The sequence below is a fragment of the Streptosporangium sp. 'caverna' genome (assembly GCF_003203775.1).
Classification (GTDB): Bacteria; Actinomycetota; Actinomycetes; order Streptosporangiales; family Streptosporangiaceae; genus Streptosporangium; species Streptosporangium subroseum.
This window is the reverse complement of the sequence record NZ_CP029711.1, coordinates 9124369-9150246: the sequence shown is the minus strand read 5'-3', so window position 1 is coordinate 9150246 and position 25878 is coordinate 9124369. Positions and strand designations below refer to the sequence as shown.

Below are 25878 nucleotides of genomic sequence, written 5' to 3'. Positions count from 1 at the left end.
CGGCCCAAAATGGGCCGTCATCAACAAGGAGGCGGAGAACGAGCGAAACGTTCCCTCGCATTTTAGAAAAGGCCGGTCCGCCTTCGCGCGTCTCGGCGAGCCGCCGGTGCGCGGAAGATCCGCTACGGGGCGACCTCGCACCTCGCCCGCGTCGGCGAGTGGCCGTGTGTGACCTTATTCGCGATTCGCGGGATGGCGAGCCCGCGTGCGGTGGTGACAGCCGCGTATCTCGCCGAAGCCCATTCGCGCGTGCGGCCGGGGCCGTCAGCTCAGGAAGGGCGAGATCATGATCCAGCCGGGGTCGTCGGCCACGTCCGTCCTGGGATGGCCGTCCTTCCAGCTCGCGATCAGCTTCGCGAGGTGGGCGGCCGCGTCGCTCGCCGGGTCCGCGTAGACGTGGAACGTCCGCTGGCCCTCGGCGCTCATGTGCGCGGCGAGGACGGCCTTGCCGGTCAGCCTGCCGATCTGCCCGGCAAGGCGCTTCTCGAAGTCGCTCAGCGCCTCCAGGGAGGGACCGATGGGCAGTCCGTCGCCGTCGCGGTGCGTGTAGGGCAGCGTGATGGTGATGTGCCGGTCGAACAGCGGATAGTCGACGGGGCGGAGCGGGTAGCGGACGGTGGCGGACAGCCGGGCCCCGGTGGCGGTCTCGCCCTCCATCAGCGCCCACTGCTCGCCCTGGTGGCCGGAGGCCAGGTCGGCGACCACGCCCGGCAGGTGCACGGCGGGCACGGCGTCGATCGGCTCGAACGCCGAGGCGGAGACGTCGCCCACCCAGCGGGCCACCTCGTCCTCGCCGAGGATCCAGTCGAGGGCGAGCAGGGTCGCCTCGGCCCTGGTGTCGTCGTCCATGATGGTGAAGCTCGGGTGGTAGGCGATCACCTCGATGCGGAGGCTGCCGTGCGGGACGCGCAGTCCCAGCATGAGCTTGTCCAGGGTGAGCTCGTAGCCGTCCACGTCGAGGGTGAGGTCCATGGCCTGCGGGTTGGCCCACCTGGACGGGTGGAACTCCCACAGGGCGTCGGCGGCCGGAGCGGCGGCGGCCCAGCGGTGCGCGACGGCACGCAACTCGGGATCACCGGCGGCGGTGACCACGAGGGCCCGGCCGGCGCTCGGTCCCGCGGTGATCTCCCACACCAGGGAGGGATGGACGGCCTGGACCGCGGGGCCGATCAGCTCGGCCAGCCGGTCGGTCTCGCCGGCGGCGACCATGGCGTCCAGCTCGGGCCTCGCCTCCGCCCACCACGTCCAGAACTCGCCGATACCCTCGGCCGGACCGGCGTCGGCTTCGCTCTTACGTCCGAACAGTCGCATGACCCCGGATTCTTCCAGCCCGGCGGGGCGCACGCCAACGTGGATACGCTCCCCGGACTCATCCGGTCCGAGGGCACGCGCCGGCGCGGGCCCGCCTTGCGGATTCTCCCGGTCTGAGGGGCACGGGCCGGCGCGGGTGCGGTGCCTGGATTCTCCCGGTCCGAGGGCACGCGCCGGCGTGGGTACGCTCTGCGGATTCTCCCGGTCTGACGGGGGCGGGTACGCTCAAGGGGTTATGACTCTTCGTGTGCTTGCCGCCATGTCCGGCGGCGTCGACTCCGCCGTGGCGGCTGCCCGCATCGCCGAGGCGGGACATGACGTCACCGGGGTCCATCTGGCCCTCTCCTCCAACCCGCAGTCCTATCGGACCGGCGCCCGCGGGTGCTGCACGATCGAGGATTCGCGGGACGCCCGCAGGGCCGCCGACGTGATCGGCATCCCCTTCTACATCTGGGACATGGCCGAACGGTTCCACCGCGACGTGGTCGAGGACTTCGTCAGCGAGTACGCGGCCGGCCGCACGCCCAACCCGTGCCTGCGCTGCAACGAGAAGATCAAGTTCGAGGCGGTGCTCGATCGCGCCCTCGCGCTGGGCTTCGACGCGGTGGCCACCGGCCACCACGCGCGGATCGCCGACGGCGTGCTGAGCCGCAGCCCCGACCAGGGCAAGGACCAGTCCTACGTCCTGGGCGTGCTCACCAGGGGCCAGCTCAAGCACGCGATCTTCCCGCTGGGCGACTCCACCAAGGCCCAGGTCCGCGAGGAGGCCGCGCGGCGAGGGCTCATGGTGGCCGACAAGCCCGACAGCCACGACATCTGCTTCATCGCCGACGGCGACACCCGCGGTTTCCTGGAGAAGCGTCTCGGCGCGGCGCAGGGCCCGATCGTCGACGAGTCCGGCGAGGTCCTCGGCAAGCACGAGGGCTCCTTCGGTTTCACCGTCGGCCAGCGCAAGGGCCTGCACATCGACCGTCCGACGGCCGACGGCCGCCCGCGTTACGTGCTGTCCATCGAGCCGGTCTCCAACACGGTCACGGTCGGCCCGCGCTCGTCCCTGGAGGTCACGAGCATCGTGGCCGAGCGCCCGGTCTGGAACGGCCCGGTGGACGCGCCCCGCGAGCCGCTGGCCTGCATGGTCCAGCTCCGCGCCCACGGCGAGGTGTACGGCTGCCGCGCCCAGCTCTCCGGCGACGAGGTCCACATCACGCTGGACGCGCCCGCCACCGGAGTCGCCGCGGGTCAGGCCGCGGTGTTCTATCTGGGCGACACCGTGGTCGGCTCGGCGACCATCGCCTCCGCGGCCTGATCGGGGTCCGGGTTCTCCGTACGTCCCCGTACCGACCCGGTTTGATCAATAATGGGTGGCATGTCTGGAACGCTTGATGGAAGTGATCATCGATGACGGATGACTTCCAGGCCGCCATGGAGGGGCTTGCCGAGGAGTACAACCGGCAGGCCGGCCAGCTACGTGACATGTACGGCAAACTCAGCGAGCTGACGGCGACCGCCCACTCGAAAGACCGGATGGTGACCGTGACGGTGGGCTCACGCGGCCAGATCCGGGAGATCGAGTTCGATCCCCGGGTCTACCGCAAGCTGTCGCCGTCAGAGCTGTCAGGGTCGGTCATGGAGCAGATCGGTGCGGCGACCGCCGAGATCGCGGAGCGGACACGGGAGTTGATGGCTCCCTTCGTGCCGGAGGGGCTGCCCTACGAGGAGATCTTCGGGGAGGGGGCGAGCCTTGAGTCGTTCCTGCCCCAGCCCGTGGAGCCGTCGCCCGAGGAACGCGGATGACGCAACCGTCCGGTGGCTACTACGCGGCGCTGACGGGAATCCGCCGCAGGGCCCAGGACTTCGCCGAGCAGCGTGATTACATCGAGGGGGAGCGCGCCGCGCTGGAGCAGGTGTTCCTGCAGGAGGGACGCCCGCTCGGAGACGACCAGTACGGCGCGGAGCTGGAGAGGAACCTCCCGACGATCAAAGAGTCGATCCTCGACGCTTTCACGGCGTATGTCGACGAGCTTGAGAGCGTGCGCGGACGACTGGCCGCGAGTGCCGACGGATACCAGGCGGCCGAGCACGCCGGCACCCTTCCCGGCGTGTGATCCTCCGTGGGCTTCGACGGTTTCCTGGTCCCTGACTGGGCGAAGCCGTGGGTGGGGTGGGCCGTGGGGATGGACTGGCCCGAGGGGGATGAGTCGGGGTGTTTCCGGCTGGCGGACGCGTGCGCGGCGACGGCACGGAATGTGGCGACGGGGGGACCGCACGGCGGCCTCGGCACGATGAGGGCGGCCCGGCCGGATGCCGACTGGGACGGGGACGCGCTGAAGGCGTTCGCCGACCATGTGCGTCAAGTGTCGGGCGGCAAGCAGGCCGACCTGGTGGATCGGCTGGTGGGGGCGGCGCTGGAGTTCAACCGGGTGGGCGTGCAGGTCGAGTACACCAAGCGGATGATCGAGGTGTCGGTCTGGTTCCTGATCTTCCAGCTCATCTGGCTCCTGGCGGCGGCGGCCGGGCCATGGGGCGGAGTGTCGCTGGCGCTGATCGGTGCGAGAGCGCAACTGACCCGGATGACGATCCAGCAGATCGCCAAGCGGTTGTTGTTCAACATCGCCTTGTTCGGCGGGGTGATGGGCGGGCTGGACCTGGCGGTGCAGGCATCCCAGTCGAGGCGTGACTCCATCGACTGGGAGCAGGTTCTGGCGTCCGCGGGGACGGGCGCGCTGACGGGGGTTTTCCTGACGGGGATTTCGGGGAGCCTGTCACGCTTGTCGACCGCGGGCCTGCAGGCCGGGCTGTCACGAGCGGAGATGTCGGCGCTGGAGAAGACGCTGGTGGCGTCGAGCCGGTCGATGTGGGGGTTGATGGGGCAGTCGGGGCTGGCCAACGGTGCCGCCACGGCGGTCAGCCTGGGATTGAGCGGCCGGTTCGACTGGGAGACGGTGCTCAAGGGGACCACGGCGGGGGTGTTCGGGGGCGCGGACGCGCACTGGGCGGGAGGAAACCCGTTCTCGCGGGGCGGAGACGGGGGACCGGGCGGCGGATCGGCCACCAACCTGGCGCACGCCGTACCCGACGGCACGGTGCGGCCGGAGGTCGCGAAACCGGAAGGCGTCACGCACCGCGCCGATGGTCCGCCTCCGGCGCCCGCCCCCGTGTCGCACCAGGCCCCGGCCCGCTCCGGCGGGGAACAGGGTGCCAGGCCGGCTTCCGGAGGGCGGGCCGGTGACGGCTCAGGCCAGGGGCGGTCCGGCATCGACAGAATAATCAACTGGGACGACGCGCCCGGTGAGACGCCGGAGGCCCCCGCTCCGCACAGCGAGGAGGCGGCCGACCGGACGGACGGGGGAGCGGCGGACACGCGCGACGCGGTCACGGGTGACACCGACGGGGGCGGCCACAACGGTGCGGCGGAGCCGCCGCACTTCTCGCCGGAGCAGTTGCAGGCGCTGACCGATGTCGAAGCCGAGGCGCGGCAGATCCTCGCGGAGAGACTCGGCGACTCCGCCCCCGTGGTCGACTACACGTCCGCTCCGATACATCCCGACGTCGCGCGGGAGTACAACCGGGTGCTGGAACAGGTCGCGGACAGGTTCCCCGCGGCGCTGAGCGAGGTGGGCACCATCAGCACGGCCGATCCGAAGAACAGGTTCGTCGACAGCGTGGGGGCCTACTCCGTGCTGAGGGGTCCCGACACGGGGATCTACCTGAACGCCCTCCAGCTGCGCGACCTCCATCAGATGACCGATCTGTACGCGTCTCGGATGCAGGCCGGTTGGCTGTCGCGCGGCTACGAGGACCCCGGGGCGGTCCTCTACCACGAGCTCGGCCATCACCTTCTCGAACGTCTGCCCGACAGCGTGGAACAGAAGCTGATGCAGGAGGTCAGAGAGGTGATCGGACGACGGGTCGCCGTCGAGGTGGGGTTTCGTCCGGAAATCGCCCAGATAGTGGAGCGGGAACTGTCGCGGTACGGGGCCACCGACCCGCACGAAATGGTCGCCGAGGCATTCGCCGAATACATGGGAGCGCGGACGCCCCGTCTGCTCGCCCTCGCGATCGGCACCGTTCTGCAGTCCCATCATTGGGCGGCGGACAACGGCGGCTGAGCCTTGACCTCTTCTCCGGCCCTCGGGCCGGAGGTTCCCCGTGCCGCTTGCAGAGCGCGTGATCTGGCGCGGAGGGGTAGCCGGCCCGGGCGGATCTCCACCCCGCGATCGGGCTCGGGGTTTCCGATCCGCGGTTCTCAGGGGACGCTCGTTTGCTTCTCGTGCAGACGGGCTCCCAGGGGACGCCCGTTTGCTTCTCGTGCAGACGGGTTCTCAGGGGACGCCCGTTTCTCCTCGTGCAGACGGGCTCTCAGGAGACGCCGGTCCGCCCCTCGTACAGACGCAGGACGTTCTCCTCGCCTTCCCGGAGAACGAAGCGAATGCCTCCGTCGCCGGGATACTCCTCCCTGTGGTCGAAGCCGCCGAAGAAGATCGCGTCCGGCACCCCACCGGGAAAGGCGTCGCAGTACGGCGTCCACATGTCCATCGTGGTCTCGGCTTCGGGATTGCGTCTCCGGTGAAGACGAGCGCACGCGTCACAGATGCTCGGGTCTCGAAGCATGGGCGTCCTCCTTCGGCACGAAGCCATCGATCGTGCTCAAGCTTCCCATGATGATCGGCTCGACCGCCGTCGCTCCGTCCGGGTGACCGGCACCTGGCGGCACCGCGGCGGCGGCGTGGACCGGCTTTACGGAAGCGTGACCGACTCGCCCGGCTTGAGACGGCGCATGTCGGCCTTCTGCTTGTCCGACTCCATCTCCAGCCAGCTGTCGATGATCTTTTGGCCGAACTCGTTGATCAGCCCGTCATGCGTGGAGAACGCCCGTGCGGGCCGGACCTCGCGCAGGTAGGCGATCATCTCGAGACTCTTCATCCACGGCGCGTTGGTCGGCGCCAGCAGCGTGGGCACCTCGACCCCGGGAGCGGTGAACGCGTCGCCCGGATAGAAGACCTCCTCGTCCACCAGGAAGCCGATGTTGCGGATGATCGGGATGTCCGGGTGGATGAGGGCGTGCTGCTCGCCGAAGACCTTCACCCCGAAGCCCGCCGTGTCGAAGGCGTCGCCGTGCCGTACGACCTGGACCTTCGCCGGGACGTCGGTCAGCTGGGCGGCCACGCCCTCGTTGGTCCAGATCTCCAGCGACGGGTTGGCCTGGGCCGCCTTGCGCAGCCGGTCGGGGGCGACGTGGTCGAAGTGCTCGTGGGTGATGAGGACGGTATCCGCGCCGTCCAGCGCGGACTCCTCACTGAAGGATCCCGGGTCGATGACCAGGACCGAGTCGCCCTTCTCCAGGCGAACGCACGCGTGGATTAACTTCGTGAGCTTCATCACCACATTTTAGATCGCCGGTAATCGCCGCCCGTGGCCGACGTGGCCGTAATGAGTCTTCGACGGGAAGGGCGGTCCGTGGCCGACGTGGCCGTTACCCGTCCTTGACGGGAATCGCCGTCAGTAGCCGACGTAGCCGCTGCCGGTCTTCGATCCGACGACGCCGGGCACGTTGGAGACCGAGCCGTAGCGGTCGATGGCGTAGCGGACCCCGGCGATGATGTTGTCCACGGGGTTGTAGATGTCGCCGTGCCCGGGCAGCTTGTGGCTGTTGAAGGTCGGGTCGATGGTCTGCATGAGGCCCTTGGACGGGTGTCCCGCCGCCGCGTTGGAGTCCCACTCGTTGATCGCGTTGGGATTCCCGCCGGACTCGTGCTGGATGATCATCCAGATGTCGTTCGGATTCATCTTCTCGACGGGATATCCCTGATCCTTGAGGATCTCGATCGCCTGGTCGATCCACTCCTTGACCTTGCCGCTGGGCGCGGGGCCGCCGCCGGGCGGGGGAGGCCCACTCGGCCCGTAACCGCCGAAGCCGCCTCCCGAACCGTTGCCGCCGGCGCCACCGGGCCCGTTGCCGTCCGGGCCGCCGGCCTGGCCGTAACTCGCGGTCCGCTCCCAGAGGAAGGGGTGGCCCGGCTGGGGCAGGAACGTCTGCTCACCGGGTGCCCCGATGTAGGAGCCGACGAAGGAGAGCGGCCTGTTCTCCATCTGTTTTGTGATGTCGCCCATGGCTTTGGTCACGGCGTTCTCGGCGGCCGTGAAAGAGATGCGGGCGTAGGAGGTGGCGCCGCCGACCGACGACGCGACACTCGGTTCGAGCTTCTTCCGCTCCTCGGATGACGTGCTGTTGAGGTAGGTGACGACGTCCCTTGTCTCAAGGAGGCTGCCGCAGGTGGCGTCGACCTCGGATTTTGCGGTCTCCAGCGCGGTGGCCGCCGTGTCGAGAGAGCTCGCGCAGTTCGACAGCGCGTCATGGAGCGCCTCGCCGGCCTTGCCGTACTTTCGCATGTAAGTGCCGAAGGCCTCGGAGGACTTGCCCTGCCAGGCGGCGTCGACCGTGTTGACCGCGGCGCCGAGGTCGCCGGCGTATTCGTTCACCTTGCCCGCCGCGCCTCGCCAGCGGGTCGCGACCGCGCGGATCGCGGTGGGGTTGCCGCCGGCGAGCTTGCTCACGAAGCCGGACAGTTCGCCGCCACCAGGCAGCATGGAGACGCTGTCGGCCAGGCTCATGACGACCTGGTCCCGTCGGGGTCGTCGGCCTTGCGGACGTTGCGCTGCACGTCGTCCAGGGCCCGCTCGACCGCGTCGAGCTTGCTCGTGACGCTGCCGAGCTCGCTGTCGATCGTCTTCTCGACGTCGTCGAGGGCCGTGGCCAGCGCGGAGGAGTCGGCCAGCTTTCCGAAGATGGAGGAGTCGCCTCCCTGGGCGGGATACAGGCCGCTCAGCGCGCGAAACTGCTTGACCACTCTGTTCGTGGCCGTCCGGCACTGCTCAAGCGCGTCGAAATGGAGATCAAGACCTGCCACCCGGCCGACTCCCTCCGAGATGTCACAGAGCGGACAAATGTAGATCGTAGTGGACAGAGATCTATTCGGAAGGGCGCGCGCCCTCCGTTTCCCCGATGGACGCGCTCACCGCCCCGGGCCCTTCCCGCGGAGGCTTCCCTCCGCGGGAAGGGCCCACCGGACGTGGGGGCGGGTCCCCGTCGTGAGGTGCTCCGGAACCTCACGACGGGAAGTCACCCGCTCACTGAGGGTCCGGCGGCTCCTGGGGCGGAAGGAACGCGGTCTGCGTGAGGCGTGCGCCGTACTTCCTGTCGACGAAGTAGCCCCGGCCCGGGGGGAGCGGATGAGGCCGCACGTTGCCGAACAGGAAGCCCTCGTCCTTGTTGCCGGAGAGGATCACGGCGGGACTGGCCATGTCCTTGATCCTCTGGATGATCGGGTCGAACATCGCCCGGCCGACCCCGCCCATCGCCCGCGAAATGATCACATGCAGGCCGATGTCACGGGCCTGCGGCAGCAGTTCCGCCAGCGGATGCAGCGGGTTCGACGAGGTCGCCACGAGATCGTAGTCGTCGACGACGATGTAGAGGTCCGAGCCCTGCCACCAGTTTCTGGCCCGGAGCTGCTCGGGCGTGAGGTCCGCGGGAGGCAGCCGCTTGAGCAGCGCGCTGCGCGCATCGTTGATCATTTCGAGCGCCGCCGCGCTGGAGGCGGCGTAACCGATGCGGTGCTCGGTCGCGGCGGAGTCCAGCAACGACCGCCGGTAGTCGATCACGATCATCCTGGCCTCGTGCGGCGTGTGCCGGGCGACCAGGCCCTCGGTGATGAGCCGCAGCAGGTTGGACTTCCCGCTCTCGGTGTCGCCCACCACGATGAAGTGCGGGTCGGCCTCGAAGTCGAGGAGGACGGGATTCAGGGTGGCTTCGTCGATGCCGACGGCGATCCGGTTGGGCCCGGTCTGCGACGCGTCGGGCAGCGTCTCGGCGGGCAGCACGGACGGCAGGAGTCGCACGCCGGGGGCGGGTACGCCCTGCCAGGCGTCGCCGACCGCGTGGACGAGCGTGCGCACGCCGACCGACAGGTCGTCGGCCTTCTGGATGCCGTCGATCCGGGGAAGCGCGGACAGGAAGTGCAGGCCGTCCTTGGTGAGCCCGCGGCCGGGGGAGCCCTCGGGCACGGCCAGCGACTTCTTGCGGTCGACCTCGGATTCGTACGCGTCGCCGAGCTTGAGCTCCACCCGGTTGCCGAACAGGTCCCGGATGCCGGGCCGGAACTCCGACCACTTGTTGGTCGCGGCCACGACGTGGATGCCGTAACCGAGGCCGCGGGCGGCCAGGTCGGTGATGACGGGTTCGAGCGTTTCGAAGTCCTGCCGGACGGTCAGCCAGCCGTCGATCACCAGGAAGACGTCGCCGAACCGGTCGCCCTCGATCGTTCCGGCGGCGAGCTGCTGCCGGTAGGTGGAGATCGAGTCGATCCCCTGCTCGGTGAAGCTGCGTTCCCGCTGCTCCAGGAGGGTGGCGATCTCGGCGACCGTACGGCGGACGCGGTCGGTGTCGAGGCGGCTGGCGACCCCGCCCACGTGGGGGAGCGCCTCCAGCGAGGCGAGTGAGCCGCCGCCGAAGTCCAGGCAGTAGAACTGCACCTCACGCGGGGTGTGCGTGAGGGCCATGCTGGAGATCAGGGTGCGCAGCACCGTGCTCTTGCCGCTCTGGGTCCCGCCCGCGACGCCGACGTGGCCGGCCGCCCCCGACAGGTCCAGCCAGTACGGATCGCTGCGCTGCTCGAACGGCTTGTCGATGATGCCCACGACGGTGTGCAGGCGGCCCCGGCCCACCCAGCCGGTCGTGGTGAGGCCGAACTCCGGCGTGACCGACAGCGCCGGGAGCAGGTGGATGAGGGTGGGGGGATCGCCCAGCGGGGCCAGCCAGATCCGGTGGGCGGGAGGGCCCTGGCCGCGCAGCCGGCCGACCACGATGTCCAGAAGGTTGGAGGAGTCCTTCGCACCGGGCGCGTCCGCCGCCGTCAGCTCTTTCGCGGGTTCTTCGATCACGGGGACCGGGGCGAACGCCGGGCCGTACTCCACGACCTCCCGGAGGGGGCCCCGCCCGTCCGATGCCGCCGCGCGCTGGGGGTCCGCCTGGTAGGCCCCGGACACGTAGGCGGCCTTGAAGCGGGTCATCCCGGTGGTGTCGAACTTGAGGTAGGCGTTGCCCGGGGCCGACGGCAGCTCGTAGGCGTCGGCGACCCCCAGCACGACCCGGCTCTCCATCGCCGAGAACGTCCGCAGGCCCACCCGGTAGGACAGGTGGGTGTCCAGGCCGCGCAACCGGCCCTCGTCCAGACGCTGGGAGGCCAGTAGCAGGTGCACGCCGAGGGAGCGGCCGAGCCGTCCGATCATCACGAACAGTTCGATGAACTCGGGCTTGGCCGCGAGCAGCTCGCTGAACTCGTCGATGACGACGAACAGCGTGGGCATCGGCCGGAGGTCCGCGCCCTGCTCGCGGGCGCGCTCGTAGTCGCGCAGGGAGGCGTAGTTGCCGGCGGAGCGCAGCAGCTCCTGGCGACGGACCATCTCGCCGTGCAGGGCGTCGTACATGCGGTCGACGAGGGGGAGCTCGTCTTCGAGGTTGGTGATGACCGCCGAGACGTGGGAGAGGGTGTCGAGGCCGAGGAAGGTGGCGCCGCCCTTGAAGTCGACCAGGACGAAGTTCAGGATCTCCGAGGAGTGAGTGATCGCCAGGCCGAGCACCAGGGTCCGCAGCAGCTCGCTCTTGCCCGATCCGGTGGCGCCGATGACCAGGCCGTGCGGCCCCATCCCGCCCTGCGCCGACTCCTTGATGTCGAGCTCGACCACGCGGCCGTCGACGCCGAGACCGATCGGCACCCGCAGCCGGTTGCGCCCGGCCCTGGGCCGCCACGTCGCCGAGGCGTCGAGGAGAGAGGCGTCGCCGACGCCCAGCAGGTCGGTCAGTGAGGTGTTCACCGCGAGCACGTCCTGCGTGTCCCCGCCCTTGGCGGTCGAGGCGCGCAAGGGGGAGAGCTGGCGGGCCAGGCCCTCGGTCCGCAGGAAGTCGAGCCCGTCGGGGGAGCCCAGGCGGGTCGAGCTCTGCTTGCCCGCGTGATCGATCTTGACCATGAAAAAGCCGTCCGGCCGGATGTTCAGCCGCAGCGTGTTCTTCTCCTCGATCGGTCCCGCCGATCCGGACAGGTCGATCACGGTGACGCCCTGGATGGCGTCGGTGCCGAGCTGGGAGTCGTGCGGGACGTGCCCGCCGTCGATGATCAGCACGTGGTACGGCAGGGCGTCGGCGGAGGCCCCCGGCTTGAAACGCGCCCGCTCCTTCAGGTCTCCGCCCACCAGCCGGTCGAGCTCGGCGAGGTTCTCGGTCATGAGCCGCACCTGCCCCGCGGCGTCGGTCTGCTCGGGATGCAGCGCGTGGGGCAGCCACTTGACCCAGTCCCACTGGGCCATCCACTCCTTGCTCGCGCACACCATGATCCGCATGTCGTCGGGAGAGTGGAACACGGTCATCTGCGCGATCATCGCCCGGACGAGCTCGCGGACGGCGAGCGGGTCACCGGTCAGATTGATCCGCGCGAAGGAGTGCAGGGCCACCGCGACCGGTAGCTCGGACACCGTGGAGTGCGCCCGGACGAACCTTCGCAGCGCGCCGGCGGACAGGGCGTCCAGGTCCTCGACGGGCTTGGAGTCCGGGGGGATCAGCTGGATGGCGAGCTTCTGCACACCCGTGCCGAGCCGGATCGTGCCGAAGTCGTCGTCACGGGGCCGCCGTTCCCACAGGCGCTGGCTCATGGCGACCCACCACAGCGAGTCGGGGGCCGGGCCGCTCCATTCGAGGGCCTCGCGCTGCTGGGCGGCCGCTCGCCGTACCTTCTTGCGAACCTGGGAGAGATAGCGGAAGTAGTCGCGGCGCAGGCCGTTCAGCCGCTGCTTGCGCTCCCCGGACTGGCGGCCCATCTGACCCAGCGTCATCCCCATCATGGACACGGCGAACAGGCCGCTCGCCACGTACATGATCGGGCTGGAGTTGCCGCCGGCGGTGAACATCAGGCCCATCGCGGCGCCGCCCGCCACCATCGGCAGGTAGGTGAGCACCGCGATGAAGCCCTGCGGCTGGACCTCCGGGATCTCCGGGGGAGATTCGAGCAGGACCTCGCCCCGCGGAGGCTTGGGCGGTGGACGGCGCTCCGGGCGCCGCACGATTACGATGCTCACCCTGGGAGCGCCTTTCTGATCGTCCGGGCTGTTTCTTCCCGCCGGAAAACGTTTACGTACGGCTGTCGCACATGATCCTCACTCTGCCCGCTACCGTATCCGGCATATTCGTGAGGTTTGCGATGCTTATGGTACGAGGGGGTACGACTGTGAGGTCGCCGGCTCAACCGCCCGCTTCGGGGCCGATGCCGCAGGGCGCGCTGGCGCAGTTTCCCGCGCCGCTGCCGGCCCTGTGCCACGTCACGATCGTGGCTCCGCGCATGAAGGCCGACCTGGCGCTGCCCGCGGACATTCCCCTGCCCCACGTGCTGCCGAGCCTGCTGCGCGCGGTGGGCGAGGCGGGAGGCGACTCGGCGGCGGCTCCCGGATGGATGCTCCAGCGGCTCGGCGGCATCCCGCTCGACATCGGCCAGAGCCTGGGGAGCCTGGGCGTGCTCGACGGTGAGGTGCTCTACCTCAGGCCGCGTGAGTCGGTGCTGCCCCCGGCCATGTTCGACGACGTGGCCGACGTGGTCGCCACGGGCGTCACCGAAGGTCCCGGGAAATGGGGTGACAGGCACACCCGCCTGGCGGGCGTGGGGGCCGCGGCCGTGGTTCTCGTCACCGGGTCGGTGGCCCTGGCGCTGGCGGGGCCACCGTGGACGGTCTCCGCGGTGCTCGCCGGGGTGCTCGCGGTCCTTCTGATCGTCGCGGGCACCGCGCTGTCCCGGGCCGTGGGCGACTCGCCCGCGGGGGCCCTGATCGGCTACGCGGCCCTGCCGTACGGCTTCTTCGCCGGGTTCCTGGCGCCGGCGGGCGCCGGAGGCCCGTTCGCGTTCAGCGCGCCGAACATGCTCGCGGCCTTCGCCTCCCTCGGTCTCGTGGCCACCATCGGCGTGATCGCGATCGCCGACGGCGTACCGGGCTTTCTCGGTGCCGCGGTCGCCTCGATGGCCGGATCGGTGAGCGCCGCCGTCGTGATGGTCTCCGGCGCCTCCCCCGCGGGAGTCGCCGCCGTGACCCTGACGGTCCTGCTGGCGCTCAGCCCGCTGATCCCGATGCTGTCGTTCCGGTTCGCCCGTCTGCCGATGCCCACGATGCCGACCAGCGCCGAGGAACTCCGCAACGACAACCAGCAGATCGACGGGGCGTCCCTCCGGGAGCGCACCGTCTACGCGCAGCGCTACGCGACCGGGCTGGTCGCGGGGGTCGGCATGGTGGCGCTGGTCGCCCTGACCTACCTCGCGACGGACGACGACTGGGTCGCCGTGGCCACCTCGCTGACGCTGTCGTTGACGCTCATCATGCGGGCCCGGGTTTTCCAGGGGCTCGGCCAGCGGCTCTGGTTGCTGCTCTCGGGACTCACCGGGATCGTCGTCTTCGTGATCTCGCATGTCGCCGGTCTGGGCGGGGTGGCGGCGATCGCCGCGGTGATGGGACTGCTGTGCGTCGCGGCGATCTCGGCGGGTCTGGGCCTGTGGCTTCCGGTGGGAAAGCCGTCCCCGTTCTGGGGGCGCGCGGGGGACATCATCGAGGTCCTGCTGATCATCTCGCTGTTCCCGCTCGCCCTCGGCGTGCTGGACGTCTACTCCTGGGTGCGGGGCCTGTCCGGCTGAGTGGTCTGCCCCGCTGAGCGGCCCGTCCGGCTGAACGGCCCGTCCGGTGAGCGGTCCGTCCGGATGGACGGACCACCGGGTTGAGCGGTCCGTCCGGTCGTCCGGGCTTTATTGCGCCTGTCTCCGCGGTGCGGCTAGATTGGTGCAAAAGTGGCCACTGATGCCTTCTGATGTTGGTGTGGCCGGTTGGCTGCGGTGGAAACGGAGCAGTCGATGACGGGGTTCGGGAACTTCGAGAACATTGACGTTGACAAGGTCCTCCGAGGCGCCGGAGAGCACTTCGCCCGTATGGAGGAAGTCCAGAAGGGCATGGCCGCGCTGGTCGGGCGCGCACGGGACGAAGACGGCCTGGTCACCGTGGAATACACGAGCGGCGGGCTGAGCGAGCTCGATCTCAATCCCAAGGCGATGCGTCTGAGCTCGGGAGAGCTCGCCGAGAAGATCAAGATGGTTGTCCGCGACGCGGCCCAGGATCTCCAGGAGCAGGTCGGCACCCTCATGGGGGAGGCGTTCGGCGAGGAGGACAACCCCATGAGATACGCCGACAACCCCGATGCGGCACTGCAGCAGGTCAGGGAGATAGAGGCGGCCTACGACCGGACCTTCGAGGACGTGATGGGCGAGCTCGACCGCATCAGCCGCCGTCTCGACCTCTGAAGGCCCGTACCTCGCCGTGGCGTTGCAACCGCCGGCCGAACTCGCCGTCGCCCTCAACCTCATCGGAGTCCCCTGGCCGGTGGTCGACGAGGAGAAGCTGCACGAATCCGGCCGGCGGTGGGTCGCTTTCGCGATGATGCTGCGCCGCAACGTGTCGGCCGCCGGCGCCCACGTCGCCCGGATCGTGTCCCGCAACGACGGTGACGACGTCAGGGCGTTCGAGCGGGACTCGCGGGACACCTCAAGTCAGGGCGGTGACGCGGTCACCGCCGCCCTGCTCATCGGCTCCGCCCTGCAGATCTCCGCCATGGCGGCGCTCGCCCTGAAGGTCGCGCTGATCGTGATCCTCGTAAGGTTCGCACTGCGTCTGTCCCAGCTCGTCACGGCCTCCGGGCCGACCGCCGGAGCCTCCCTCACCGCCGTTCCCGCCGTGGTGGGCAGCGCCCGCGTGGCCGTACGGCAGGCCATCCGCAAGATGGTCGACCTGCTGAAACGCAGCGCGCTCCGCCTCTTCACGCAGGCCTCCCATCTCCTGCGTAAACTCCCGTCGCGAAGCTCCGCAGCCTCCCCGCCGCCGCGGCGCCCGCCCACGCCCCTTCGCGGTCCGGACAACTATCTGGAGGCGGCCGCCGACAAGAGCGTCGACGTGCGGAAAGTCACCCCCTACCCGATGTGGCGCAGGGAGCGCGAGCCGCTCTACCGGGCTGACGACCGGTCGCCGGACGAGATGTTCGATCAGGGATTCCAACCGCGGGACCCGACCGTGACCGCGCTGGACGACTACGTGAACAAGGCCAGGCCCTCAGCCTTCGTGGGGACCAGCCGACGTCAGGACATCGACAACGTCTTTCCGCGAGGCTACGTCTACGAGGTGGACGCCCCCGGCGGGATCGATGTCGGCAGGACCATGCCGGCGGTGAGCACCAGGCTGGGCCACGAACAGGAGGTCGCCTTCGTCGGTGGCGTTCATCGGCGATACGTCTCCGGCGCCTGGCCGGCGGGAGTGGCCAGAACACCGAGTAACTTCATTGCCAACCCCCATTTCGATCCTTACCCCGGCTACTCTCAGGCCTGACCAGGAGGATTCGAGTGAACGACGTCCCAACGCCTCCGCCGCTCACCGACGAGCTGCGGGAACAGGCGCGGCGCAGTCCCGGAAAGTGGTTCTACGCGATCGACCCCTTCTTCGACCCCGGCGGCGAGGTGCCGCCGTACGGCATCATCGGCGCGTGGCAGGCCGATGAGCGCGGCGAGATCAGCGGTGAGTTCCGCCACAATCCGAACTACCGGCCCTCGCCGGTGGCGCTCGACTACCCCGACCCGACCGATCCCCTGGACGATGCCATCCAGCTCAGCTCGACCGGTTATGCCACGGGGGAGGGCATCGTTGCCCTGCTTCTGGAGGCCGATGTGATCGTGGCCGCCGGTCCGGACGGGGGCATTCCCGTGTTCGACACGGATGAGGGCCGGACGGCGCTCGTCTGCACGGCGCAGGCCCATCTGCCCGGCGAATTCCCGGAGGGCTCCACGGGCTGGCAGCGGATCCGCGGCGGCGACCTGATCGGCCTGCTGCCCGCGGGCGTCGGCGTCGCGATCAATCCCTTCGGCCCCGTCGGCGTCGTGCTGCCGCACACCGATCTCCGCCGGTGACCGGTCGTCAGACCCGGCGGACGGCTCGCGTGATCCGGTCGGCCTCCTCCTCGCCTCGCCGCTCCGCCGACCGGTAGTTGACCGACATCGTCCCGACGTCGCCGCCCGCCGTCGTGTGGCGTCGCGCCAGCGATTCGCAGGCCTCCAGCGCCTGCCGCGTCACCGCGCGATAGGCGGCGCCGACCGTGCTTCCCAGCTCGTCGTCGCCCCACGGATCACCCTCTCCCTCGAGGTAGGCGCGCAGGACCCGCACCTCGGCGGAGTGGTCGGCGCCGACCGAGGTGAGTCCCGTGTCCGCGCTCCGGAAGTCCGCGTGCGAGGCCTGCACGCCGTGGCTCGCGTTCAGCGTTCCTCCAGCCGTCGTACGGTGAGCTCGATCTCCGACGCGAACTCGTCCAGGCGGCGCATCACGTCGTCCTGCATGCCGTCCAGGCTCCCCGCGAGTGCCTTCGGGTCCATGGTCGCCGCCTCCAGGCCGGGGATGCTCGCACGGAGGTCGTCGAGGGCGGCGTTCACCGCCGTGAGGATCTCCCGTGCGAGATCCTCCGAGGCCATGCGCATGACCCGCGGGTTGATGATCAGCTCGCGGATCCGTCCGTCCGGGCCGGCCACGGCGCTCACCTGCCCGTTCGCCGCCTGGCCGCTGCCCTGGAACGTGTGCTCCGCCGGGTCCCGCGGATCCTCCAGCTCGGAGAGGAGTCGGCTGCTCTGAGCCAGCAGGTCGCCGAAGCGCTGCCCGTCCTGATACACGTCGGCCACTCTCAGCAGATAAGGGGAGGGATGGTCTCGTGCTGGGAGGCCCACACGTCGCCCTCCGGTGAGTAGATCGTCCGATCGCGCTCCTGCTCGTCCTCGCCGCCCGCACCGCTCCCCGGCATGAACGGCATCATCGAAGAGCCCGTCGTGCCCGTGCCCGCTCGCAGGACTCCGGCCTCGTTCATGCCTCCCGCCCCGGCTCCCTGCCCGCCGAATCCGGTGCCGGGCCCCTGCGCGCCGAACCCGCCGCCGGGGGGACGGGCGCCGACCGTGCCCTCCTGGGCGGAGCCGATCATCCCGTTGTGGTTCAGCAGGTTGGGGCCCATCGCGGTGGCAGGGCGGCTGTCGACGATGGTGGCCGGGGCGTTCAGCCCGGTCTGGCCGCTTGTCGGCGGCCCGGCGTTCCAGGGACCCTGGGTGTCGCTCGCCAGCTGGGTCTGCCGGGACGGATCGTCCGCGCCGCCGATGACGGGCGGAGCCTCCTGTCCCGTCCCGTCCTGCGGGTCGGGGTCGTTCCAGCCGCCCTCGCCGTTCGAGCCACCCGGCACATCGGTCCCGCCGGATCCGTCCTGACCGCCGGGGTCGCCCTGATCGCCGGTCCCGCCGGTTCCGTCCTGGCCGCCCGGCGTGTCCGATCCGCCCGGCGTGCCGGACCCGTCCTGACCGCCGGATCCACCGGCCCCGCCGGTTCCGTCCTGACCGCCCGGCGCACCGGATCCGCCCGCTCCGCCGGTCCCGGCTGACCCGTTCTGCCCACCTGTCGCGCCGGACCCGCCCTGGCCCGCGGCCTGGCCGTTGTCGTAGCCTCCGGCGGTCCACACCCCCTCCGAGCGAGTGTGGGGCACGTAAGAGGTATCGAACGGGACCTTCGGAGCCTTGTGCGGGGTGAAGTCGATCGGCTTGATAGGAGGAAGGTCGAAGGCCAGCCCGTCGGCGAGCGTGGCGTTTATCTCCCCGATCTCCATGTTGAAGTTGCGGAGATGGGTCTGGGCCGGCTTGTCGGGATCGACGATGGCGGGCGGTGCGCCTATGGTACCGCCCCCGACGCCCTCCGGGGCGCCCAGGTTCAGCTTGCTCTGGCCCGGGCCGGGCAGCGGAGCGGCCGGAATCGTGTCGCGGTAGTGCCGGAGCCGCTCCGCGTAGCGGGAGAGCGGTCCGCCGGTCGCCTGCATCGCGTCGCCGAGCGCCCCCGCGGTGGCGTGCAGCTTGCGGAGCGTGGTCTGCAGCTCGGCCGCGTCCTTGCCGCTCCACGCTTTTTCCAACTGCTTGGCCGCGTCGCCGATCGCGGCCTGGATTCCGGACGCGCCTCCGCCGTTGCCCCCCGACTTACCGCGGAGCAGCTCGGCCCCGGCAAGGAAGGCATTCCCCGCCTGTTCCAGCCGGTCGGGGTCGGTGGCCTTGAGTTTCTGTTCGATCTGAGTCCTGGTGAGCTTCCCCTCGTCAAGGCCGTACAGGGTTGAGTAGATCTTGATGAGTTCCCAGCCGTGACCAGTCCCCATGGTGACACTCCCGCCATAACCTCACGCGCTGCTGCCGTCGTGACTCTCTTCGTAATTTCTGATGGCTTTTTCGAGCGCCACGACCAAGGCTTCGTACTGCTCGGCGAATGCCTGATATTTACCGTTCAGCACTGTGTAGGCCTGAGTGATGTTCCGGCCGAAATAATCGGCCGTCTCCCAAGTCCCGGTCTCCGCGGAACCCACGTTGCCGAGTCCCGCGATCTCGCCGAGCGTGCCGGGACCACTCCAGGTGGCGCTCATCGATGCCTGGCCCCCACCCTTCAGCGCGGCGAGTTCGCTCCGCAGCACTTGGATGATCTTTCTGATCTCGGCGTGCTTGACGTCGGGGCCGTCTTTTCTGCCCGCCTCGTCAAGCCCGGGCCAGTCCTTCCGGAGCTCAAGCTTGGGAATTGGTGAGCCAAACTCGCTGTCTCTCATGCCTTACCCTTCGGCGCCCCGTCGATGAGGTGCGACGTCACCGGCCGGTCGCTCATGAACAGGTCCTCGTCCTCCAGCAGCCACGTCGACCGCTCGCGCTCTTCGTCACCCTCACTCGCGCCGGCCCCGCCGGCATGTGGGACGAAGGGCATCGTCGAGCCGGTGCTCGCGCTGAGGGCGCGTGCGGTACCCACGCCTCTCGAGTCGGCCCCCGCTCCGCTGCCTCCGCTGCCTCCACTGCCTCCGCTGGTGGTTCCGCTGCCTCCGCCGACTCCGTAGCCGACGGTGCTTCCCGGGGCGCCGTTGCCCGTGGCGGAATTTCCGGAGCCGCTGCCCGAGTAGCCCTGCTGGCCGAAGTTGCCCGGGTGGCTCTGCTGGGCGGAGAGGTCGGGCATCTGCGGGGTGTAGTCGGCCAGTTTGGTCTCGCGTCCGGGATCCCCGGGCGGATACGCGCCGACCCCGGCGCCGCCGTTCGTCCCAGCTCCGGTCCCATCGGCTCCGGTGCCGCCGTTCGCGCCGGGCCCGCCTGCGCCCGGCCCGTTCGCGCCAGGTCCGTTCGTGCCGGGGTCGTTCCAGCCGGGCACGTTCGCACCGGGCCCGTTCGTGCCGGGTCCGTTCGGGTCGGATGGGTTCCAGCCGGGTCCGTTCACGCCGGGCGTGCCACCTTCCGGACCGCCGGGACCGTCACCGTTCAGGCCGAAGTCAGGCATGGTGAAGTCGTTTCCGCCGGAGGCGGGGACATACGCCGTGGGATACGCACCAAGGCCGCCAGGCCGGTACGCGCTCCCCGGAGGCGTGCCGGTATTGGGAGGGGTGAAACCAAGCGGGGTGAACTCCGGGATGTCGGTCTTGACCGAGTGCGGAAAGGCCTCGTTGACCGAGGCCGTGGCCTGGGTCAGCTTCTTCAGATGCTCCTTGGCGGCCTTCAGGTCCTGCTCCGCTTTCGAGTCGCCGAACACGTTCTGAAAAGGCCCGTCCGTGAACAGCGTCGTGACGCCCCCGGCGATCGTGCCGCCGACGGCCCCGATGACGGCCCCGGGCACGGCGCCGACACCTCCGACGAACACCCCGACTCCCGCGCCTCCCATGGCGCCGGCCGCCCCACCCTGAGCGGCCCCCTCAAGGAAGGAGACATCCCGGTCCGCGCTCTGCGGCACGTTGTCGCCCCTGAACTCCTTCAGGGTGGAGCTGTACATCTCCAGGGCCGGAGCGACGCCCGTGGGAACGTAGGGCCCCATCATCCCGGGGGGATTCGGCCCCACAATCGCGTCGACCATGTTCTGCGCCGACTCGCGGAGCCGCCGGAACTGGGTCTTCACCATTTTGGCGTCTTCGCCGGCGGTCCACTTCTTGTCGAAGGAATCAAGGTGCCGGTCGAGACAGTCGATCAGGGTCTTCAGGTTGGCCATCGCCGACCTGAACTCTCCCGCCGCATTTTCGATCAGCTCCGGCTTGGTGTCGGCAAGAGCGGACTTCAGCATGTCCAGCGTGATCTCACCGGATTCGCCTGGGTCGATTTTTTCCCTGATCGGCATTTCTTTGGCAGCCACGAGTCCCCCGTCTCCTCAAGCCGACATGCCGGGTGTTCCGCCACGGCACAGGGGCCGCACCTGTCAGACCTGGATCTGCCCGGCGCGCTCCATGCCGTCGCGTTCGGTGTTTTCGAGTTTTGTGACCGCGGTGTTGAGCAGTCCGATCACGTATGTGAGCTGCGTCGTGATTTCCGTATAGGCGCCGCCGACCGCGGTCCCGGCGTTCTGAACGCTCGTCTGGAAACCCTGGGCGGCGGGCCAGAAACCGCCGATCGCCGCGCGATCTCCAAGGAGTTGCTGGACGGCGCCGTTCTGGGCGAAGACGGGCGTGACCTTGTGGTTGCCCGGACTGGGCCGCATCAACTCGAGCACCTCTTCAAGGTCCGTCTTGGCGTCCTTGACGGCCTTGTGGGCAACCTCGATCCCACCATCGCGACCCATGTCTACATTCCCCGTCCACGGTCACGGCTCATGCCCTCCCAGCCTTCAGCCGACTGGGAGGGCATCGTCAACGTTTCTTCGATCACTTGCCGTCGAACATGGCGGTGTTGATTCTCTCAACGTCCTGCATGTTCATTCGGGTGATGTTGATGTTCTTGGCCAGCAGAGCCACGATGTCGGCCAGGCCCTTCGCCTCGGCCTGCCACGTCGCTCGCGTGACGTTGTAGGCCTCCTGGGCGGAACCCTGCCAGAGCGCGGTCTTCTGGTTGAGCTTGGTCTCCAGGTCCTCAAGCTCGCCGACCAGGCTGTTGAAGGCCGCCTGGAAAGCGCCTTCGCCGATGTCCAGCCCGCCGTAATTGACCTTGGTAACGTCAAAATCAACCATCACGGTCTCCGTTCGTTTTCGAAAGACAGATCAAGGGAGGCCTACCTGCCGGCAGCGGGAGGGGCGGCGTTGATGAGGCTTTCGATCTTGCTGATCTCCGCGAGTGCTTCCTGGGTGAACGCGCTGTAGTTCTTGTTGCTCGACTGGATGTTCTGCGCGAGGTCCTGGAGGCTCTTCAGGATGACGTCGATGCGCTCGTGCCACAGAAGGTGGACCTTGCTGAACGCCTGGTGCGACTGGCCCTGCCAGTTGGTCTGCAGCTCGACGCCTGCCGTGTCCAGGTTCTTCTGGATGGTGCGGATTCTCTCTGCGGAGTCCACGATCCAGTTGATGGCCTCTTGCAGGTCGTGCTCTTTTACCTGGGTCTGCTGAGCCACGGTCACCTCCACGTGATCTGCTCGCGCACGCCCACCCCCGGTTGGTCAGGCAATGGCGACGAAACATCACATTAGCGATCAAGCGTCACACCGCTCACAGGTGATCCAGTTGCAGTTTCATTACAATCATTCATGCATTTGGTGTCCGTGCAGCTCGTGGGGTATTTGCAACTCTCGGTGTCCGAGCGAATGATGAGGGTAATGGGATCCTAAGTCCGCTTTGAGGCTATATCGGGTATTTATGATCTGCTCGCGTCATAGGTGAGGCGGCACGTCGGTGCGACCGTCACGTCGGTGCGTCACCTGCACCTGGCGGGGATCCGCCTCCCGCGCGGATGATCCCTTGCCGAGCGGCCGGCGAGGCCTCCCCACGCCGAGGCCTCCCTGTACGGTGGCCGAACGGCTGACGTAGTCTGCGTGATCAATGTGATCAGCTTTCGCGGGGGCTCATCCTCGCGGTGGAGGCGACCGTGACCGACTCTCCCGCCGACGACCCCTACGGCTATTCGGGCATGCCCGTGATGAAATCGGGCGTCGCCAACCCCTATCTGTCGGACCCCGGGTTCGAGATGGACCACGAAAAGGTCAGAGACCTCGGCGACGGCATGGGGAAACGCGCTCCGGTCATGACGGAGCTCAGCGGCAAGATCAAGGCCATCCAGATCCACACGTTCGCCTTCGGCGCCATCGGCGGAGGCCTGAACGTGGCGCACACTCAGGTGCGTGACAGTGCCGCTGACGCCGTGGAAAAGGGCAGGGAAGTCCTGGAATCGTGGAAAGAGGCACTTTCCAAGGTCGCGGAGAACACCAAGGAAGCGGAGAAGGCCGGAGCCGGCAAGGAGCCGCGTAAACCCAAGCCTTCCGGTACCGGTGGCGGGAAAATCCCACCGTTCAAGGGGGCGGGCCTGGGCGACCTGGGAAAGGGTCCCAAGGGACTGGGCGACCTTGGTGAGAACGGACTCGGAGGCCTGGGCAAGCAGCCTCCCGGATTTGATGACAGCTTCGATCCTCCGGGTGCCGACGACGCTCCCAAGCCTCCCGATTTCGATGACAGCTTCGATCCTCCCGGTTCTGATGACATTCCCAAGCCTCCCGGTTCCGATGACATTTTCGATCCTCCGGGTTCCGGTGATATTCCCAAGCCTCCCGGTATGGAAGACGTTCCGAAGCCGCCCGGCTTCGACCCGAGTCAGGGGGATCCCGGGACCGCGGGTAACGTCGATCCGCCGAAGTTGAACGGTCTTGACGAAAACGCACTGGGCAAGAACGCGTTGAATGATCCGCTGAAGACCGAACTTTCCGGATATGACCCGAAGTTGGCTGGGTTGAATGCTCCGTCTAATGCGTTTAAAGCGCCTGAAATGTCAGATCTAAGGTCGCCCGGGGCCGAGGGCGTGTCCACGGGGAGTCGCATCGGCACCGGTACCGGAAGCGGGATCGGTGGTTTTTCGGGGGCGAACCCCGGTGGTGCCGCCGGCCAGGGCGCGGGTCTCGGAGGGCGTGGCCTGGGGTCCAGTGGTATGCCCATGATGCCGCTCAGCCCCATGGGCGGCGGGGCGGGTGGCGAAGGCGACAAGGATCGCGAGCGTTCCACGTGGCTCACGGAGGACGAAGGCGTCTGGGGCGGCGACGGCGACGTCGCGCCTCCGGTGATCGAGTAGGGGAGAAACCTTCGTAATGTCATACGATTTGGATCGCACTCTTTACGTGGATGCGGCTGCGGTGGCGGGGATGGCCGCGATTGTCATACCGTACGCACGGCCCATCGCATTCATGATGACATTAATGATCGCCGACCCGGCCGAAATTCAGAGGGCCGCAGCGCAATGGAACGACAAGTCACCCGTCGATATCGGGCCGGATCCAGCTCTCTTCTCACCTAGTTTCCACGATTCTCATTCCCCGGTGGCCGCTCCGAATGGTGCGACGGGCGACAGCATCGCTTATCTCCGGAGTGAGTTGGGAGGACTGGCGAGGGCGGCCGGTGCCAACAAGGAATGGGTGGGTGCGTCCTATGACATGTTCATGAAAAACTTCAAGGAGTTCGACGACCAGCTTGTGCTGCTCGAGAACCGCCGTAAAGGTGTGGGGGACGTCCTCCACTCGGCGGCGGATTTTTATCATTGGGGTGCCCTGACATGTACGGCCATAGCAGGGATCCTGATGGGCTTGGTGGCATACATTTCGGTCGCTCGCCTTACCCCGACCGCGATGGCCGCCGAAACCATGGTGATGAGGATCGTGACCACGGTGGGATCCGTTATGCAGAAGATTATGGACGCACAAGTAAAAGGCATCATGAAAATCAGCGTGATTGTCGCCGGCGTGGCCGTCTACTATAACCAGCAGGCTCAGTCGTTGCCCGGTTTGAAGGCCATGAAGGGGAAGACCCCCGAATTCACCCAGGCGCTCAGTTATGACACGACCAGCGGAGGGCTGCTTCCCGTTGTGCCCAAGGTGGACACCGATATCGAGCAGCCGGGTGTGCTCCCGAACTTCGGCTGGTAAAGCCGGTTGCGGATGGCGAGGAGCCGGGCGGCCCTCAGGCCGGTTTCCGGGTTTCCCGGACTTGCCGAATTTCTGATCCGCCGAGCCGTACCCGGTCCGCCCGGCCATGACGGCACCCTCTCTGAGATGTCCGCCCGGCCATGACGAAGCTATCCCTGAGATCGAACCGGTGCCGGCTGGATGACCTGAATGGGCGCCCGTGCGGCCGCGGCGTCGAGCGCGGGACCTTCGGGGATCAGCTTCATCAGGTGGGCGGGGAGCGGGGCGACCTCCTCCGGGGTGTAGCCGAGGCTCGGCAGCGCGCCTGGAGAAGGGATGGAGTGCCGCCGGCCCTGGTCGCTGATCAGGAAGAGCGGTCCGACCGCGTCCAGCCTGCCGTCACCCGGAAGCACTCCCACCAGGGCGCCGCTGCCGGGCGGAAGAACCACCTGATCGACCACGTCCTGGTTGAACCAGCCCTTCGGCGGCGCGGGGATGCGCTCCGTGCCGCCCACCGTCAGCGACGCCCGGGTCGAACCGCGTTCGGTGTCGGAGTAGACGGCGCAGAGCGGGCTCGTCGGGGACGACGGGATGATCTCCGGCATGGTCGTGGGAAGCCCGTCGCCGCTCAGGTCGGTGGTCGACTCCTTCGTCCCGTTCGCGGTCGCGGCGTCCAGCTCGGTCTCCCGGACCGGCGCCCGGCCGTACGCCTCCTTGCTGGCGGAGTCGGCCAGCAGCAGGGCGGCCTGGGTCGGGGTGAGGTCCGCCAGGCCGTCGGAGAGGAGGACGTACCACTTCGCGGGGCCGCCGACCACCGGCGGCACGGTGAACACCCTGCCGACCGCGGATTTCCCGCCGTCGGGCCCGGTCACCGCGCGACCGCGATCGGGGATCTCCGGACTCTTGAAGTCAGGCCCGGTGGGCAGCGCGTTGAGCCAGGCCGCGGGGACCTGGCGGGGCTGTTCCTGGGTCAGCGCTCGCACGCCCTTGGCCGGCACGCGCATCCGCCGGTTCGACCAGAGCAGCCAGACCTGGCCCCCCTCCTGGACGACCATGGCCGAGCTCGGTTCGACCGGTCTGCCGCCGACGTCGAGGCCGCCGATCAGCGAGGTGTACGGCCTGCGTTCACCGCCCGAGTCCATGCCCTCCATCACGCAGGCCGACCAGGGGGTGCGGACCAGATGGTCGTGGGCGGGCAGGGACTTGGGCGCGCCCGGGATGCCCACCAGCGCGCCACGCGGGAACTTCGCGAGCGAGGCCGCGGTGACCGTACGGACCTTCACCTCCTGGTCGCCCAGCAGCAACCGGGCGGAGGTCACGTTGTCGACGGGGATCATCTTCCCCTCTTTGGCGCTGTAGATGAAGATCGCGCCCGACTCCTCCTCCACGATCACGTTCCCGGGATCGGTGAGCGCGGTCGCGTCGCCCGGCCGTAGCAGCCCCAGGATGCCGAAGCCGGCCGTCACCAGCACCGCGACCAGCACGCTGCCGAACATCGCCACGTTGTGCCGGCGCATCGGGGCCTCGGGAAGGTCGGGTTCGCCCTGGAGCAGAGCCATCCCCAGGCGCTGGGTCATCAGCTTGTACGCCTGGTAAAGATCGCGACGGGTCTGCATCCCACCT

The 25878-nt window shown here is 68.7% G+C and carries 25 protein-coding genes; 10 read left to right on the top strand and 15 right to left on the bottom strand.

Annotation, left to right across the window (positions count from 1 at the left end; translation table 11 throughout):
• Positions 1 to 264: 264 nt before the first annotated feature.
• Positions 265 to 1311 (bottom strand): DUF695 domain-containing protein, encoded by a 1047-nt coding sequence (locus DKM19_RS39335; protein ID WP_110706304.1) that lies wholly within the window; start codon positions 1309 to 1311, stop codon positions 265 to 267.
• A gap of 235 nt (positions 1312 to 1546) precedes the next feature.
• On the opposite strand from DKM19_RS39335, the gene mnmA reads away from it, so the two are divergent.
• From mnmA to DKM19_RS39315, 4 genes are all read left to right on the top strand, one after another.
• On the top strand, positions 1547 to 2617 hold the full coding sequence (mnmA, locus tag DKM19_RS39330; protein WP_110702937.1) for a tRNA 2-thiouridine(34) synthase MnmA: 1071 nt from the start codon (positions 1547 to 1549) through the stop codon (positions 2615 to 2617).
• A gap of 92 nt (positions 2618 to 2709) precedes the next feature.
• Positions 2710 to 3105, top strand: a complete 396-nt coding sequence (locus tag DKM19_RS39325) for a YbaB/EbfC family nucleoid-associated protein (RefSeq protein ID WP_110702935.1) — start codon at positions 2710 to 2712, stop codon at positions 3103 to 3105.
• On the top strand, positions 3102 to 3416 hold the full coding sequence (locus DKM19_RS39320) for a hypothetical protein (protein ID WP_110702933.1): 315 nt from the start codon (positions 3102 to 3104) through the stop codon (positions 3414 to 3416). The genes DKM19_RS39325 and DKM19_RS39320 overlap by 4 nt, the downstream gene beginning before the upstream one ends.
• Positions 3417 to 3422: 6 nt before the next feature.
• On the top strand, positions 3423 to 5420 hold the full coding sequence (locus DKM19_RS39315; protein WP_110702930.1) for a hypothetical protein: 1998 nt from the start codon (positions 3423 to 3425) through the stop codon (positions 5418 to 5420).
• Between the two features lie 250 nt (positions 5421 to 5670).
• Here DKM19_RS39315 and DKM19_RS39310 read toward each other — a convergent pair whose 3' ends face one another.
• The 5 genes from DKM19_RS39310 to eccCa all read right to left on the bottom strand — a co-directional run bounded on the left by DKM19_RS39310 (position 5671) and on the right by eccCa (position 12438).
• Positions 5671 to 5922 carry a hypothetical protein gene (locus DKM19_RS39310; RefSeq protein ID WP_110702928.1) on the bottom strand — a complete coding sequence of 84 codons (252 nt, stop codon included), beginning with the start codon at positions 5920 to 5922 and terminating at the stop codon, positions 5671 to 5673.
• Between the two features lie 126 nt (positions 5923 to 6048).
• Positions 6049 to 6690, bottom strand: a complete 642-nt coding sequence (locus DKM19_RS39305) for an MBL fold metallo-hydrolase (RefSeq protein ID WP_110706303.1) — start codon at positions 6688 to 6690, stop codon at positions 6049 to 6051.
• A gap of 120 nt (positions 6691 to 6810) precedes the next feature.
• Complete coding sequence (locus DKM19_RS39300; RefSeq protein WP_110702927.1) at positions 6811 to 7923, bottom strand: transglycosylase SLT domain-containing protein; 1113 nt, start codon at positions 7921 to 7923, stop codon at positions 6811 to 6813.
• Entirely contained in the window at positions 7920 to 8219 is a 300-nt protein-coding gene (locus tag DKM19_RS39295; RefSeq protein WP_110702925.1) for a hypothetical protein, read from the bottom strand. The genes DKM19_RS39300 and DKM19_RS39295 overlap by 4 nt, the downstream gene beginning before the upstream one ends.
• Positions 8220 to 8439: 220 nt before the next feature.
• On the bottom strand, positions 8440 to 12438 hold the full coding sequence (gene eccCa / locus DKM19_RS39290; protein WP_110702923.1) for a type VII secretion protein EccCa: 3999 nt from the start codon (positions 12436 to 12438) through the stop codon (positions 8440 to 8442).
• Between the two features lie 149 nt (positions 12439 to 12587).
• Between eccCa and eccD the strand changes: the two genes are divergently transcribed.
• The 4 genes from eccD to DKM19_RS39270 all read left to right on the top strand — a co-directional run bounded on the left by eccD (position 12588) and on the right by DKM19_RS39270 (position 16340).
• Complete coding sequence (eccD, locus tag DKM19_RS39285; RefSeq protein ID WP_110702921.1) at positions 12588 to 14033, top strand: type VII secretion integral membrane protein EccD; 1446 nt, start codon at positions 12588 to 12590, stop codon at positions 14031 to 14033.
• Positions 14034 to 14246: 213 nt separating this feature from the next.
• Positions 14247 to 14690, top strand: a complete 444-nt coding sequence (locus DKM19_RS39280) for a YbaB/EbfC family nucleoid-associated protein (RefSeq protein WP_110702919.1) — start codon at positions 14247 to 14249, stop codon at positions 14688 to 14690.
• Between the two features lie 16 nt (positions 14691 to 14706).
• The gene (locus DKM19_RS39275; RefSeq protein ID WP_110702917.1) at positions 14707 to 15765 is read left to right on the top strand and encodes a hypothetical protein; all 1059 of its coding nucleotides are present in this window, start codon (positions 14707 to 14709) and stop codon (positions 15763 to 15765) included.
• A 14-nt stretch (positions 15766 to 15779) separates the two neighbouring features.
• On the top strand, positions 15780 to 16340 hold the full coding sequence (locus DKM19_RS39270; RefSeq protein ID WP_162642099.1) for a type VII secretion system-associated protein: 561 nt from the start codon (positions 15780 to 15782) through the stop codon (positions 16338 to 16340).
• 7 nt (positions 16341 to 16347) lie between these two features.
• Here DKM19_RS39270 and DKM19_RS39265 read toward each other — a convergent pair whose 3' ends face one another.
• The 8 genes from DKM19_RS39265 to DKM19_RS39230 form a co-directional block, all read right to left on the bottom strand.
• On the bottom strand, positions 16348 to 16668 hold the full coding sequence (locus DKM19_RS39265; RefSeq protein WP_110702913.1) for a hypothetical protein: 321 nt from the start codon (positions 16666 to 16668) through the stop codon (positions 16348 to 16350).
• Positions 16669 to 16682: 14 nt separating this feature from the next.
• Positions 16683 to 17099, bottom strand: coding sequence for a YbaB/EbfC family nucleoid-associated protein (locus DKM19_RS39260; RefSeq protein ID WP_110702911.1), 417 nt, complete (start codon positions 17097 to 17099; stop codon positions 16683 to 16685).
• 2 nt (positions 17100 to 17101) lie between these two features.
• Positions 17102 to 18595, bottom strand: a complete 1494-nt coding sequence (locus DKM19_RS39255; protein WP_110702909.1) for a hypothetical protein — start codon at positions 18593 to 18595, stop codon at positions 17102 to 17104.
• Positions 18596 to 18616: 21 nt separating this feature from the next.
• Entirely contained in the window at positions 18617 to 19033 is a 417-nt protein-coding gene (locus DKM19_RS39250; protein ID WP_110702907.1) for a hypothetical protein, read from the bottom strand.
• Positions 19030 to 20583: a WXG100 family type VII secretion target gene (locus tag DKM19_RS39245; protein ID WP_162642097.1), complete on the bottom strand. Its 1554-nt coding sequence runs from the start codon at positions 20581 to 20583 to the stop codon at positions 19030 to 19032. The genes DKM19_RS39250 and DKM19_RS39245 overlap by 4 nt, the downstream gene beginning before the upstream one ends.
• A 63-nt stretch (positions 20584 to 20646) precedes the next feature.
• Positions 20647 to 21006, bottom strand: a complete 360-nt coding sequence (locus DKM19_RS39240) for a hypothetical protein (RefSeq protein ID WP_110702903.1) — start codon at positions 21004 to 21006, stop codon at positions 20647 to 20649.
• An 82-nt stretch (positions 21007 to 21088) separates the two neighbouring features.
• The gene (locus tag DKM19_RS39235) at positions 21089 to 21391 is read right to left on the bottom strand and encodes a WXG100 family type VII secretion target (RefSeq protein ID WP_110702902.1); all 303 of its coding nucleotides are present in this window, start codon (positions 21389 to 21391) and stop codon (positions 21089 to 21091) included.
• A 41-nt stretch (positions 21392 to 21432) separates the two neighbouring features.
• Positions 21433 to 21768, bottom strand: coding sequence for a WXG100 family type VII secretion target (locus tag DKM19_RS39230; RefSeq protein WP_162642095.1), 336 nt, complete (start codon positions 21766 to 21768; stop codon positions 21433 to 21435).
• Positions 21769 to 22238: 470 nt separating this feature from the next.
• On the opposite strand from DKM19_RS39230, the gene DKM19_RS39225 reads away from it, so the two are divergent.
• Entirely contained in the window at positions 22239 to 23429 is a 1191-nt protein-coding gene (locus DKM19_RS39225) for a hypothetical protein (protein WP_162642094.1), read from the top strand.
• Positions 23430 to 23445: 16 nt separating this feature from the next.
• The gene (locus tag DKM19_RS39220; RefSeq protein ID WP_110702896.1) at positions 23446 to 24276 is read left to right on the top strand and encodes a hypothetical protein; all 831 of its coding nucleotides are present in this window, start codon (positions 23446 to 23448) and stop codon (positions 24274 to 24276) included.
• Positions 24277 to 24425: 149 nt separating this feature from the next.
• Here DKM19_RS39220 and eccB read toward each other — a convergent pair whose 3' ends face one another.
• Complete coding sequence (gene eccB / locus DKM19_RS39215) at positions 24426 to 25871, bottom strand: type VII secretion protein EccB (RefSeq protein WP_110702894.1); 1446 nt, start codon at positions 25869 to 25871, stop codon at positions 24426 to 24428.
• Positions 25872 to 25878 lie beyond the last annotated feature (7 nt).